This window comes from Pseudomonas fluorescens (genome assembly GCF_001623525.1).
Classification (GTDB): domain Bacteria; phylum Pseudomonadota; class Gammaproteobacteria; order Pseudomonadales; family Pseudomonadaceae; genus Aquipseudomonas; species Aquipseudomonas fluorescens_Q.
In genome coordinates this window covers 6,410,692-6,423,238 of sequence record NZ_CP015225.1, presented here as the reverse complement: position 1 = coordinate 6,423,238, position 12,547 = coordinate 6,410,692, and the positions used below count along the sequence as shown (strand labels likewise).

Below are 12,547 nucleotides of genomic sequence, written 5' to 3'. Positions count from 1 at the left end.
TCCTGACAAGCCGACCCACCGTGATCGCGAGCAAGCTTTGCTCCCACAGAAACAGCTGGCACAGAGACAGCTGGGCCCAGCTCAATGCCGGGATAAATCCAAGGCAATAAAAAACCCCGCTTGCTTTCGCAGGCGGGGTTTTTCGCTACAGGGGTAAGGCTGGCTTACATCATGCCGCCCATGCCACCCATGCCGCCCATGTCTGGCATACCGCCGCCAGCTGGAGCGTCTTCCTTGATTTCAGCGATCATCGCCTCGGTGGTGATCATCAGGCTGGCAATCGACGAAGCCGCTTGCAGAGCCGAACGAGTCACTTTGGCCGGGTCCAGGATACCCATTTCGATCATGTCGCCGTATTCGCCGGTGGCAGCGTTGTAACCGTAGTTACCCGAACCCTGCTTGACCTTGTCGACCACAACGCTTGGCTCGTCGCCGGAGTTGGCAACGATCTGGCGCAGCGGAGCTTCTACAGCGCGACGCAGCAACTGGATGCCGACGTTCTGGTCATCGTTGTCGCCTTTGAGTTCGCTGATGGCTTGCAGGGCACGAACCAGAGCCACGCCACCGCCAGGTACCACGCCTTCTTCGACGGCTGCGCGGGTAGCGTGCAGGGCGTCTTCAACGCGGGCTTTCTTCTCTTTCATTTCAACTTCGGAACCCGCGCCAACCTTGATCACTGCGACGCCGCCGGACAACTTGGCCAGACGCTCTTGCAGTTTTTCACGGTCGTAGTCGGACGAGGTCTCGGCCACTTGTGCGCGGATCTGGGTAACGCGAGCCTGGATGTCAGCCTCAACGCCGGCACCGTCGATCACGGTGGTGTTTTCCTTGGACAGGATCACGCGCTTGGCGTTACCCAGGTGCTCCAGGGTGGTGCTTTCCAGGCTCAGGCCGATCTCTTCGGAGATAACGGTACCGCCGGTCAGTACAGCGATGTCCTGCAGCATGGCCTTGCGACGATCGCCGAAGCCTGGTGCCTTGACGGCAGCCACTTTGACGATACCGCGCATGTTGTTCACAACCAGGGTCGCCAGGGCTTCGCCTTCAACGTCTTCAGCCACGATCAGCAGTGGGCGGCCAGCTTTGGCAACGGCTTCCAGCACTGGCAGCATTTCGCGGATGTTCGAGATCTTCTTGTCCACCAGCAGGATCAGCGGGCTGTCCAGCTCGGCGGTCATGGTGTCCGGCTTGTTGACGAAGTACGGGGACAGGTAGCCACGGTCGAACTGCATGCCTTCTACAACCGACAGTTCGTTTTCCAGGCCCGAGCCTTCTTCAACGGTGATCACGCCTTCTTTACCGACTTTTTCCATGGCTTCGGCAATGATGTCGCCGATGGAGTTGTCGGAGTTGGCCGAGATGGTGCCGACCTGAGCGATCGCCTTGGAGTCAGCGCAAGGCTTGGCCAGACCCTTCAGTTCCTTGACGATGGCGATGGTCGCCTTGTCGATACCACGCTTGAGGTCCATCGGGTTCATGCCGGCAGCGACGGCTTTCAGGCCTTCGTTGACGATCGACTGAGCCAGTACGGTGGCGGTGGTGGTGCCGTCACCGGCGTCATCGTTGGCACGGGAGGCAACGTCTTTGACCAGCTGCGCGCCCATGTTTTCGAAGCGATCTTTCAGCTCGATTTCCTTGGCTACGGAAACGCCGTCCTTGGTGATGGTCGGAGCGCCGAAGCTCTTCTCGATGATCACGTTACGGCCTTTCGGGCCCAGGGTCGCTTTTACTGCGTCAGCCAGGACGTTGACACCGGCGAGCATTTTCTTGCGGGCGGAATCGCCGAATTTAACTTCTTTAGCAGCCATGATCGATATTCCTTAAATACTTTGTAGTAACGGGAAAATGGGCGGGGGAATCAGCCTTCGAGAACAGCGAGGATTTCGTTCTCGCTCATTACCAGCAGGTCTTCGCCGTCGACTTTCACTGTGTTGCTGCCGGAGTAAGGGCCGAACACAACCTTGTCACCCACTTTCACGGCCAGCGCACGTACTTCACCGTTTTCCAGTGCCTTGCCTGGGCCTACAGCGAGAACTTCACCGTGGTTGGCTTTTTCAGCAGCCGAACCTGGCAGGACGATACCGCCAGCGGTTTTCTTCTCTTCTTCGCTGCGACGGATGACGACGCGGTCATGCAGAGGACGAAGCTTCATTGTCGATCTCTCCTAATTTTTGGTTTTCATCGGCCGGTGTAGTCCCGGCGGGTTTAACAAAGCCGGCGGAGCCGGGTGCGGTTCGTCAGTCGAACCGCGGAAGTCTGCCCGGTGTCACCACCGGAAACCTTGCGGTGACCGTTACATAAGGGCGCACAAGTGGATTACAAGGGCGGGGACAGAAATTTTTTTGCTCCGCGCCACCAAAACGAGCACGGCGCCCGAAGGCGCCGTGCTGAAGGTTTTACTTGGAATCCCGGTGTTCGAATTCGCCTTCGATCACATTGGGCTCGCGGCCCATAGGCTCTCGCGGAGCCGGGCCGCCACGGGGTTGGAGGTCATCGGCGAAGGCGCGCTGACGCATCGCCTGCTCTTCGGCACGCTGGCGCATTTTATTGGCCAGCAGCCTACGGGTGAACGGCAACAGCATGACCAGGCCCAACACGTCGCTGATAAAGCCTGGCAGGATCAACAGACCGCCACCCAGGGCCAGCATCAGGCCTTCGAGCATGGTCTGGGCGGGCAGCTCGCCGCGGTTCAGGCTTTCACGGGCACGCAATGCCGTGGCGAGGCCGGCGATACGCAGCACGAACACGCCGAGCATCGAGCCGAGAATGACCAGCAGCAGGGCCGGGAAAAACCCGATCGCACCGCTGACCTTGACGAATACGAACAGCTCCAACACCGGGAACAGCAGAAAGAGCAACAAAAAAGGGCGCATCAAATGGTTCCTCAACGCAAGAATGCCTTGCTATGAAACCCTAAATGACGTCGCCCTTTCGTGAATTCAAGCGTCGACCTCGGCATTTTTCGGCCATTGCTCGGCGTGAGCCAGATAAACCAAGGCTTCGCGCACTTGTGTCGGGGTGTTGCAAGGCGTCGGAAACGCCAGCCAGTGCAGGCCCTGGCCAATGCGCAAGTGCATGCCCTCGCTGTCGATGCCCGCCAGTTGTGCCGGTTCGCTTTTCGGCAGGCCGGTCAGTTCCACGTAATGGGCAATGGCCTTGGCGTGATCGGCATTCATGTGCTCGACCATGCTGGCTTCGGCTTTGCCGGCGAAGGGGTTGGCCAGGGTGAGCTGGTCTATCCAGTGGATGGCGCCAAAGCCGCCAATGTAGCGATGGCGCACCGGCTCGAGCACCCAGAAATCGAAATCATGGGCCTTGTGGTAGTTCTGCGAGTCAGGGAAATAGCGGTAGTAACGCTCGGCGGCAGCCTCGATGACGGCGCTGTCTTCGAGTTTGCGGGCCTCGGCCAGGTAGGTCAGGCGCCCCACGGCCTGCACATCCTCGGCTCCCCGCTCGCCCACCAGCATCGAACACTTGGGGTCTTTCTGCAGATTGTGAGTGTGCTGGGCGATACGGCTGATCAGGATCAGTGGCCGGCCTTGTTCGTCCAGGCAATAGGGCACCACGGAACCGAACGGAAAACCGGGCATGGATTTGGAATGAGTGGAGAGCACTCCACGGTATTCCTTGAGCAGCAGTTCCCGGGCATGCTTGGCAGCTTCAACGCTCAACTTATGACTCCTTTAATGAAATCCGTCTAGAAAACGGTCAGGCGACTGGAGTAATGTTCCGATACACCGATAGGACAGTTCTCGTGTGCAACCGGGCTACACCGTCGCCAATCGAGAGACGTTCCAAAAGGTCCCCTCCATCGCTGCGCCACCTGGACATGAGCATGCAACTCACTGACAAAGTAATCATTATCACCGGCGGTTGCCAGGGCCTGGGCCGCTCCATGGCCGAGTATCTCGCGGGCAAAGGCGCGAAACTCGCCCTGGTGGACCTCAACCAGGAAAAACTCGACCAGGCGGTTGCCGCGTGTGCAGCCAAGGGCGTCGAAGCCCGGGCGTACCTGTGCAACGTTGCCAATGAGGAGCAGGTCAGCGACATGGTCGCCCGGGTCGCCGAGGACTTCGGCGCGATCCACGGCCTGATCAACAACGCCGGGATCCTGCGTGACGGCCTGCTGCTCAAGGTCAAGGACGGCGAAATGACCAAGATGAGCCTGGCCCAGTGGCAGGCCGTGATCGACGTCAACCTCACCGGGGTATTCCTGTGCACCCGTGAAGTGGCGGCGAAAATGGTCGAACTGAAGAACAGCGGCGCGATCATCAACATTTCGTCGATCTCCCGCGCCGGCAACGTCGGCCAGACCAACTACTCGGCCGCCAAGGCCGGTGTGGCCGCCGCCACTGTGACCTGGGCCAAGGAGCTGGCGCGCTACGGCATCCGTGTCGCCGGCATCGCCCCGGGCTTCATCGAAACCGAGATGACCCTGGGCATGAAGCCCGAGGCCCTGGAAAAAATGACCTCGGGGATTCCGCTCAAGCGCATGGGCAAGCCCGAGGAGATTGCTCATTCGGCGGCGTATATCTTCGAGAACGACTACTACACCGGTCGGATCCTGGAGATGGATGGCGGGTTGCGGATCTAAGCGCCCGCACACAGCCACTGTGGGAGCCAGCTCTCTCCCACAGCGGATGGCTCAGTCTGTCAATCGTCACTGACCGTGATGTTCGGCATCATCGGTGAAGCGGCCTCTTGCAACACGATCCGCGCGCCCACGTGGCGGGCCAGTTCCTGATAGACCATGGCGATCTGGCTGTCCGGTTCGGCGATGACCGTCGGCTTGCCGCCGTCGGCCTGTTCGCGGATCAGCATCGACAGCGGCAGCGAAGCCAACAATTCGACGCCGTACTGGCTCGCCAGTTTTTCCCCGCCACCTTCGCCGAACAGGTGCTCGGCATGCCCGCAGTTCGAACAGATGTGCACGGCCATGTTCTCCACCACGCCCAGCACCGGGATGTTGACCTTGCGGAACATCTCCACACCCTTGCGCGCGTCCAGCAAGGCCAGGTCTTGAGGCGTGGTGACGATCACCGCACCGGCCACCGGGACTTTCTGCGCCAGGGTCAGTTGGATATCGCCGGTGCCTGGTGGCATGTCGATCACCAGGTAATCCAGGTCGCCCCAGGCGGTTTGCGTGACCAGTTGCAACAAGGCACCGGACACCATCGGCCCGCGCCAGACCATCGGCGTGTTGTCGTCGGTGAGGAAGGCCATGGACATGACTTCCACGCCATGGGACTGGATCGGCACAAACCACTTCTGGTCCTTGACCTGCGGTCGGGTGCCCTCGGCAACACCGAACATGATGCCCTGGCTCGGGCCGTAGATGTCTGCATCGAGAATCCCGACCTTCGCCCCTTCACGGGCCAGGGCCAGGGCCAGGTTGGCGGCGGTGGTGGACTTGCCCACGCCGCCCTTGCCCGAGGCCACGGCGATCACGTTCTTGACGTTCGCCAGCCCCGGCACCTGCGCCTGGGCCTTGTGGGCGGCGATCACACTGGTGATGTCGACTTTGGCGGCGCTCACCCCGTCCAGGGCCTCGATCGCCATTTGCAGCATCTGCGCCCAACCACCCTTGAACAGGTCGGCGGCGTAGCCGATTTCCAGCTGGACGCTGACGCGATCACCCTGGATGTCGATGGTGCGCACACATCCGGCGCTGACTGGGTCTTGGTTCAGGTAGGGGTCGGTGTACTGGCGAAGGACGGCTTCCACCGCTGCGCGATTGACGGCGCTCATGGGCAACTCCGATAGCAAGACTTGAAAACAGGCCGCTATCCTACGCCCCACCTGCTTGTGTGGCGAGGGAGCTTGCTCCCGCTCGACTGCGCAGCAGTCGCAATGAGGCCATGAGAGGTCGGGTTGAGCGTTTGCGGGCGGCTGCGCCACCCAGCGGGAGCAAGCTCCCTCGCCACAGAGGCCCTGCCAGCATCTGGAAACAGGCTCACAGGGTGAAAAAAAGCCGCCAGCGCTTTATAGTGGCCGACCTCCGTTTCATCAAGTAGCCGAGCCCCATGTCCGAGCCACGCAAGATCCTCGTCACCAGCGCCCTGCCCTATGCCAATGGTTCGATTCACCTCGGCCATATGCTGGAATACATCCAGACCGATATGTGGGTGCGCTTCCAGAAGCATCGCGGCAACCAATGTATTTATGTCTGCGCCGACGACGCCCACGGCTCGGCCATCATGCTGCGTGCGGAAAAGGAAGGCATCACCCCGGAACAACTGATCGCCAACGTCCAGGCTGAACACAGCGCCGACTTTGCCGAGTTCCTGGTGGATTTCGACAACTTCCACTCCACCCACGCCGAAGAAAACCGTGAGCTGTCGAGCCAGATCTACCTGAAGCTGCGTGACGCCGGGCACATCGCTACCCGTTCGATCACCCAGTATTTCGACCCGGAAAAGAAAATGTTCCTGGCCGACCGCTTCATCAAGGGCACCTGTCCGAAATGCGGCACTGAAGACCAGTACGGCGACAACTGCGAAAAATGCGGCGCCACCTACGCACCGACCGACCTGAAGGACCCGAAATCGGCGATTTCCGGGGCGACGCCGGTGCTCAAGGACTCCCAGCATTTCTTCTTCAAGCTGCCGGACTTCCAGCAGATGCTGCAAGCCTGGACCCGCAGCGGCACCCTGCAGGACGCCGTCGCCAACAAGATCGCCGAATGGCTCGATGCCGGCCTGCAGCAGTGGGACATTTCCCGCGATGCGCCGTACTTCGGCTTCGAGATCCCCGACGAGCCTGGCAAGTATTTCTACGTGTGGCTGGACGCACCGATCGGCTACATGGCGAGTTTCAAGAACCTCTGCAACCGCACACCGGAGCTGGACTTCGACGCGTTCTGGGGCAAGGACTCCACTGCCGAGCTGTATCACTTCATCGGCAAGGACATCGTCAACTTCCACGCCTTGTTCTGGCCAGCCATGCTCGAAGGCGCCGGCTTCCGCAAGCCGACCGGCATCAATGTCCACGGCTACCTGACCGTCAACGGCCAGAAAATGTCCAAGTCCCGCGGCACCTTCATCAAGGCCCGGACCTACCTGGACCACCTGTCGCCGGAATACCTGCGCTACTACTACGCGGCCAAGCTCGGCCGTGGCGTCGACGACCTGGACCTGAATCTCGAAGACTTCGTGCAGAAGGTCAACTCCGACCTGGTGGGCAAGGTGGTCAACATTGCCAGCCGCTGCGCCGGTTTTATCCACAAAGGCAACGCCGGTGTTCTGGTAGCCGGCAACGCCGCGCCGGAGCTGACCGACGCCTTCCTGGCCGCGGCGCCAAGCATCGCCGACGCCTACGAGAGCCGCGACTTTGCCCGCGCCATGCGCGAAATCATGGCCCTGGCCGACCGCGCCAATGCCTGGATCGCCGACAAGGCGCCCTGGTCCCTGGCCAAGCAGGAAGGCAAGCAGGACGAAGTCCAGGCGATCTGCGCCTTGGGCATCAACCTGTTCCGCCAACTGGTGATTTTCCTCAAGCCGGTGCTGCCGCTGCTGGCCGCCGATGCCGAGGCGTTCCTCAACGTCGCACCGCTGACCTGGAACGATCACCAGACGCTGCTGAGCAACCATCAGTTGAACGCGTTCAAACCGTTGATGACCCGTATCGACGCGACCAAGGTGCAAGCCATGACCGACGCCTCCAAGGAAGACCTGGCCGCCAGCCAGACCGACACCGGTGCACCTGCCGGGAACGGCGAACTGGCCAAGGACCCGCTGTCGCCGGAAATCGACTTCGACACTTTCGCCGCCGTTGACCTGCGCGTGGCGCTGATCGTCAAGGCCGAGGCCGTCGAAGGCGCCGACAAGCTGCTGCGCCTGACCCTGGACATCGGCGACGAGCAACGCAACGTGTTCTCCGGTATCAAGAGTGCCTACCCGGACCCGGCCAAGCTCGAAGGTCGGTTGACGATGATGATCGCCAACCTCAAGCCGCGCAAAATGCGCTTTGGCATCTCCGAAGGCATGGTGATGGCGGCAGGCCCCGGCGGCGAGGAAATCTACCTGTTGAGCCCTGACAGCGGCGCCAAGCCGGGCCAGCGAATCAAGTAACGCGACCGCTTGCTGCACCGATCCCACAGTCGCCTTGCAGGTGGCTGTGGGATTTTCATATCTGGCCCACGCTCCCGGCGTGCCGGATAATGCCTAATCTTGTAACAGGCCCTTTGTCGCCAACGCACCCATGACCGAAATCGTCCTCACGCTGTTCAGCGCTGCCCTGATCAACAACCTGGTGTTGCACTGGCCGCTGGGCGTCGATCCGCTGCTGGCGGCCAATGGTCGAAAGCAGGTGCACGCCTTGGGCCTGGCGACGGCGTGCCTGATGCTGATCGTCGGCACCCTGGGCTACCTGATCGATCATTATCTGCTTGCGCCGAGCAACCTGGTCTCGCTGCGCTTGTTGGCCTGGCTGTCCTTGAGCGTGTTGCTGATCGGCCCCTTGCTGCGCCTGCTGGCACGCTGGCGGCCGGCAATGTCGTTCGAGGGGTTGTGGCCGCTGTTGCTCGGCAATGCCGGCATACTGGGCGTCACACTGCTCAACGGCCAGGATGACCGGGGCCTGGGCCACGCCATCGCCCTGAGCCTGGGTGCCGGGCTGGGGTTCTGGCTGGTGCTGGGCCTGTTCGACGATTTGCGCCAGCGCACTTTCAATAACGATATTCCCCTGCCCTTTCGGGGCCTGCCGATTCAGTTGATCAGCGCCGGCCTGATGGCGGTGGCCTTTCTCGGATTACGCGGGCTGGTCAAAACATGAGCCTGATTCAACGTATCGACGCCCTGCTGCCGCAGACCCAATGCGGCAAGTGCGGCCATCCCGGGTGCAAACCCTACGCCGAAGGCATCGCCCAGGGCGAGCCGATCAATAAATGTCCGCCCGGGGGGCGCGAAACCATCGCGGCCCTGGCCGAACTGATGAAAATACCGGTGTTGGAGCTGGACACCAGCCGCGGCGTGGCCCCGGCGCAAATCGCCTTTATCCGGGAAGCCGAATGCATCGGTTGCACCAAGTGCATCCAGGCCTGTCCGGTGGATGCGATTGTCGGCGCCGCCAAGCTGATGCACACCGTCCTCATCGACGAATGCACAGGCTGCGACCTGTGCGTGGCGCCCTGCCCGGTCGATTGCATCGAAATGCGTCCTCTGCTGACGGCAAACGTGCTGCCGATCGTCGGCGGCCTGGCCTTCAGCACCGAAGAGCAACAGGCGCGAACCGCCAAGCGCAATCATGCCCGGCGCCGCTTCGAACAACGCAATGCACGCCTGCGCCGCGAAGATGAGCAGCGCCAGGCCGAGCGCCTGGCTCGGACCCAACGGGCGGCGCAGGTCCAGGCTCAAACCCAGGCCCCGGCACTCGACCCCGTGCAAGCCGCGCTGGAGCGCGTGCGCGCGCAAAAAGCCGCCACCGCCGATGCCGCCTTGAAAAAAGCCAAGGTCGACCTGGCCATGAGCCGGGCACAGTTGAACAAATCCTTGAAAGCGTTCGGCCACCCGCCAACCTTCGAGCAGCAGTCGCAACTGATCGTGCTGCAACGCCAGTTCGAAGCGGCCGAACAGGCGCTGAACCAGCTGGAAAACGCCGCGCCCGCGGCCGCGCCAGCCCCAGCACCGACGCAAAACGCCGAGCTGAAGCGGGCCAAGATCCAACTGGCGATGCGCCGCGCCGAACTCAGCAAAGCCCGGGCAGCTACGGCATCGGATGAACAACTGCAGGCATTGGAACAAGCGGTGAAGGATGCCGAACGCCAGGTGGACGCCCATGCCGCCTCTTGAGCCAGTGGACGAACGGCTGCGCCAAGCAATGACGCGAGTGTTGCTGGCGACGCTGCCCGGCGTGCTGGCGTTGCTGTGGTTCCAAGGCTGGGGCGTGGCGCTCAACCTGCTGTTGTCCGGCGTCACTGCGCTGGCAGTGGAGGCGTTGGTGCTGCGTTTGCGACGCCAGCCACTCAGGCGCGACCTGAACGATGGCAGCGCGCTGGTCAGCGCCACGCTGCTGGCCCTGGCCTTACCGGCCTATTGCCCCTGGTGGCTGACCGTCACGGCGGCCGCCTGCGCCTTGCTGTTCGGCAAGCACCTGTGGGGCGGCGTCGGCAGTAACCCGTTCAACCCGGCCATGCTCGGGTACGCCCTGGTACTGGTGGCCTTTCCTTCCCAGATGAGTCACTGGCCGGCGCTCCACGGCATGGGCCTGTCTGAAGGCTTGCAGCAGGTATTCGGCGCTCATCCGGCGCCCGATGCCTGGGCCGGGGCGACCGCACTGGACAGCCTGCGAATCAACGCGAGCCTGACCATCGATGAACTGTTCGCCAACGATCCGGCGTTCGGGCGTTTCGGCGGCCGGGGTGGCGAATGGGTCAACCTGGCCTTCCTGGCGGGCGGTCTGTTTCTGCTGCAGCAACGGGTGTTCAGTTGGCATGCCCCCGTGGGCATGCTGCTGAGCCTATCCGTCGTCAGCCTGCTGTGCTGGAACGGTTCGGGCTCCGACTCCCATGGCTCGCCGCTGTTTCATCTGTTCAGCGGCGCAACCATGCTCGGCGCGTTTTTTATCGCGACCGAACCGGTCTCAGGTGCCAAGGCTCCTCTCGCCCGCCTGCTGTTTGGCGCGGGCATGGGATTGCTGGTCTATCTGATACGCACCTGGGGTGGCTATCCCGACGGCGTGGCGTTCGCAGTGTTGTTGATGAACCTCGGCGTGCCGGCACTGGACCGGTTTGCCGAGGCGCGACAACGGCGGCCACTGACATGAACAACCCCGTCGGCGTGGCAATCCTGACCTTGTTGATCGGCCTGGGGCTCGGTGCCACTTACCTCACGCACCTCGGCACGGCCGGGCGCATCGAGGCCCAGCAGCAAGCGCTGGCGAACAGGGCCTTGCTCGAGGTGCTGCCCACCGACCACTATGATAACCAGCCGTTGGCGCACCCCGTTGTCACAGCCTCAGAGCCCCTGGCCCATAGCACGCTGCTGGGCGGCTACCTGGCGACTCGCAGCGGCCAACCCAGCGCCGTGCTGCTGCGTAGCCAGGCGCTGGGCTATGAAGGCAGCATCGAATTGCTGGTCGCCATCGATCCACAGGGCCGGTTGCTGGGCGTCAAGACCCTGCGCCAATCCGAGACACCCGGATTGGGCGCAGCAATTGCCGGCTGGCCGAACGCCTGGTTGCAGACCTTCACGGGTAAATCACGCCAGGCACCTGATGACAGCGGCTGGGCCTTGAAAAAGGACCAGGGCCAGTTCGATCAACTGGCTGGCGCGACAGTGACGTCCCGGGCGGTCCTCCAGGCTGTTCACGATGCGCTGCGTTACTTCGACGAGCACAAGGCTCAGTTGACGGGGGTGGCGGCCAATGAATAAGTCTTGGGGACTGACACACGGCCTGCTGCTCGTCCCATTGGTCGGCGCGAGCGATTCGCTGGTTGGCGCGCTGGGGTTATGGCTGGCCTGGGCCCTGGTTCTTTGCAGCCATGGCTTGGCAATGGGGCTTGTGCGCCAACACCTGGCAGCCTGTCAACGGCTGCTCGCCTCTATCGTGTTGGCCGCTACCCTGAGCACCTGCATTGGCCTTGTCCTCCAGGCCTGGGCACTGGAATTGTATCGACCGTTGAGCCTTTACGTTGGCTGGGTCGCCCTGAGCTGCGTAGCGCTGGAGCATGAGGGCTTCTTCGTTGATTCTCGCTGGCCCGGACGCCTCAGGCTGGCCGGGCTGTTTGGCCTTTTGATGATCAGCCTGGGCGCCGTGCGTGAGTTGATCGGCAACGGCCTGCCCCTGGCCCTGCTCGCCCCTGGCGGGTTCATTCTGCTCGGGCTGCTGTTGGCGGCCCGACAGGCCTGGACGGCCGCCAGACCCCATTCATCCGTTGAGGAAACGCCGCGCCCATGAACGCCGCAAAACGCCTGGAAATATTTCGTCGCCTTCACGAGGACAACCCGGAACCGAAAACCGAACTGGCCTATTCCTCGCCGTTCGAGTTGCTGATCGCGGTCATTCTGTCAGCCCAGTCCACCGATGTCGGCGTCAACAAAGCCACGGCCAAACTGTTCCCGGTGGCCAATACGCCAGAGGCGATCTATGCCCTGGGCGTCGAAGGACTGTCCGAATACATCAAGACCATCGGGCTGTTCAACAGCAAGGCCAAAAACGTGATCGAGACCTGCCGCCTGCTGATCGAGCGCCATGGCAGTGAAGTCCCGCAGACTCGCGAAGCGCTGGAAGCCCTCCCGGGGGTCGGCCGCAAAACCGCCAACGTCGTGCTCAATACCGCGTTTCGGCAGTTGACCATGGCGGTCGACACCCACATTTTCCGCGTCAGCAACCGCACCGGGCTGGCCCCCGGCAAAAACGTGGTGGAGGTCGAGAAGAAATTGATGAAATTTGTTCCCAAGGAATTCCTGCTGGACTCCCATCACTGGCTCATCCTTCACGGCCGCTACGTTTGCCTGGCACGCAAGCCTCGCTGCGGCAGCTGCCGAATCGAAGATTTATGCGAGTACAAGCACAAGACCTCCGACGATTGAGGTGCTATTGCTTTTAT

Annotated in this window: 13 protein-coding genes; 8 read left to right on the top strand and 5 right to left on the bottom strand. The window is 62.0% G+C overall.

Going from position 1 to position 12,547, the window contains the following annotated elements; all coding sequences use genetic code 11:
• Positions 1-164: 164 nt before the first annotated feature.
• The 4 genes from groL to TK06_RS27915 all read right to left on the bottom strand — a co-directional run bounded on the left by groL (position 165) and on the right by TK06_RS27915 (position 3,671).
• The gene (gene groL, locus TK06_RS27930; protein WP_063324663.1) at positions 165-1,808 is read right to left on the bottom strand and encodes a chaperonin GroEL; all 1,644 of its coding nucleotides are present in this window, start codon (positions 1,806-1,808) and stop codon (positions 165-167) included.
• A gap of 50 nt (positions 1,809-1,858) precedes the next feature.
• Positions 1,859-2,152, bottom strand: coding sequence for a co-chaperone GroES (locus TK06_RS27925; protein WP_003204913.1), 294 nt, complete (start codon positions 2,150-2,152; stop codon positions 1,859-1,861).
• 244 nt (positions 2,153-2,396) lie between these two features.
• Positions 2,397-2,873, bottom strand: a complete 477-nt coding sequence (locus tag TK06_RS27920) for an FxsA family protein (protein ID WP_063324662.1) — start codon at positions 2,871-2,873, stop codon at positions 2,397-2,399.
• A 66-nt stretch (positions 2,874-2,939) separates the two neighbouring features.
• A complete protein-coding gene (locus TK06_RS27915; RefSeq protein WP_063324661.1) occupies positions 2,940-3,671 on the bottom strand; it encodes a HugZ family protein in 732 nt (243 codons plus the stop codon).
• Positions 3,672-3,835: 164 nt separating this feature from the next.
• Between TK06_RS27915 and TK06_RS27910 the strand changes: the two genes are divergently transcribed.
• Entirely contained in the window at positions 3,836-4,594 is a 759-nt protein-coding gene (locus TK06_RS27910; RefSeq protein ID WP_063324660.1) for an SDR family oxidoreductase, read from the top strand.
• A gap of 59 nt (positions 4,595-4,653) precedes the next feature.
• Here the strand turns inward: TK06_RS27910 and apbC are convergent, their stop codons facing one another.
• The gene (apbC, locus tag TK06_RS27905) at positions 4,654-5,748 is read right to left on the bottom strand and encodes an iron-sulfur cluster carrier protein ApbC (protein WP_063324659.1); all 1,095 of its coding nucleotides are present in this window, start codon (positions 5,746-5,748) and stop codon (positions 4,654-4,656) included.
• A 275-nt stretch (positions 5,749-6,023) separates the two neighbouring features.
• Between apbC and metG the strand changes: the two genes are divergently transcribed.
• The 7 genes from metG (at position 6,024) to nth (ending at position 12,530) form a co-directional block, all read left to right on the top strand.
• The gene (gene metG / locus TK06_RS27900; RefSeq protein ID WP_063324658.1) at positions 6,024-8,069 is read left to right on the top strand and encodes a methionine--tRNA ligase; all 2,046 of its coding nucleotides are present in this window, start codon (positions 6,024-6,026) and stop codon (positions 8,067-8,069) included.
• 130 nt (positions 8,070-8,199) lie between these two features.
• A complete protein-coding gene (locus TK06_RS27895) occupies positions 8,200-8,772 on the top strand; it encodes an Rnf-Nqr domain containing protein (RefSeq protein WP_063324657.1) in 573 nt (190 codons plus the stop codon).
• A complete protein-coding gene (rsxB, locus tag TK06_RS27890; protein ID WP_063324656.1) occupies positions 8,769-9,788 on the top strand; it encodes an electron transport complex subunit RsxB in 1,020 nt (339 codons plus the stop codon). Before TK06_RS27895 ends, rsxB begins: the two co-directional genes overlap by 4 nt.
• On the top strand, positions 9,775-10,761 hold the full coding sequence (locus tag TK06_RS27885; RefSeq protein WP_063324655.1) for an RnfABCDGE type electron transport complex subunit D: 987 nt from the start codon (positions 9,775-9,777) through the stop codon (positions 10,759-10,761). Before rsxB ends, TK06_RS27885 begins: the two co-directional genes overlap by 14 nt.
• Positions 10,758-11,369, top strand: coding sequence for an RnfABCDGE type electron transport complex subunit G (locus TK06_RS27880; protein ID WP_063324654.1), 612 nt, complete (start codon positions 10,758-10,760; stop codon positions 11,367-11,369). Before TK06_RS27885 ends, TK06_RS27880 begins: the two co-directional genes overlap by 4 nt.
• A complete protein-coding gene (locus TK06_RS27875) occupies positions 11,362-11,895 on the top strand; it encodes an Rnf-Nqr domain containing protein (RefSeq protein WP_063324653.1) in 534 nt (177 codons plus the stop codon). The genes TK06_RS27880 and TK06_RS27875 overlap by 8 nt, the downstream gene beginning before the upstream one ends.
• Positions 11,892-12,530 (top strand): endonuclease III, encoded by a 639-nt coding sequence (gene nth, locus TK06_RS27870; protein WP_003204935.1) that lies wholly within the window; start codon positions 11,892-11,894, stop codon positions 12,528-12,530. Before TK06_RS27875 ends, nth begins: the two co-directional genes overlap by 4 nt.
• Positions 12,531-12,547 lie beyond the last annotated feature (17 nt).

Coding starts and splice junctions, on each gene's coding strand:
- groL (WP_063324663.1), bottom strand. CDS start 1,808: ATGGCTGCTAAAGAAGTTAAATTCGGCGATTCCGCCCGCAAGAAAATG.
- TK06_RS27925 (WP_003204913.1), bottom strand. CDS start 2,152: ATGAAGCTTCGTCCTCTGCATGACCGCGTCGTCATCCGTCGCAGCGAA.
- TK06_RS27920 (WP_063324662.1), bottom strand. CDS start 2,873: ATGCGCCCTTTTTTGTTGCTCTTTCTGCTGTTCCCGGTGTTGGAGCTG.
- TK06_RS27910 (WP_063324660.1), top strand. CDS start 3,836: ATGCAACTCACTGACAAAGTAATCATTATCACCGGCGGTTGCCAGGGC.
- apbC (WP_063324659.1), bottom strand. CDS start 5,748: ATGAGCGCCGTCAATCGCGCAGCGGTGGAAGCCGTCCTTCGCCAGTAC.
- metG (WP_063324658.1), top strand. CDS start 6,024: ATGTCCGAGCCACGCAAGATCCTCGTCACCAGCGCCCTGCCCTATGCC.
- TK06_RS27895 (WP_063324657.1), top strand. CDS start 8,200: ATGACCGAAATCGTCCTCACGCTGTTCAGCGCTGCCCTGATCAACAAC.
- rsxB (WP_063324656.1), top strand. CDS start 8,769: ATGAGCCTGATTCAACGTATCGACGCCCTGCTGCCGCAGACCCAATGC.
- TK06_RS27885 (WP_063324655.1), top strand. CDS start 9,775: ATGCCGCCTCTTGAGCCAGTGGACGAACGGCTGCGCCAAGCAATGACG.
- TK06_RS27880 (WP_063324654.1), top strand. CDS start 10,758: ATGAACAACCCCGTCGGCGTGGCAATCCTGACCTTGTTGATCGGCCTG.
- TK06_RS27875 (WP_063324653.1), top strand. CDS start 11,362: ATGAATAAGTCTTGGGGACTGACACACGGCCTGCTGCTCGTCCCATTG.
- nth (WP_003204935.1), top strand. CDS start 11,892: ATGAACGCCGCAAAACGCCTGGAAATATTTCGTCGCCTTCACGAGGAC.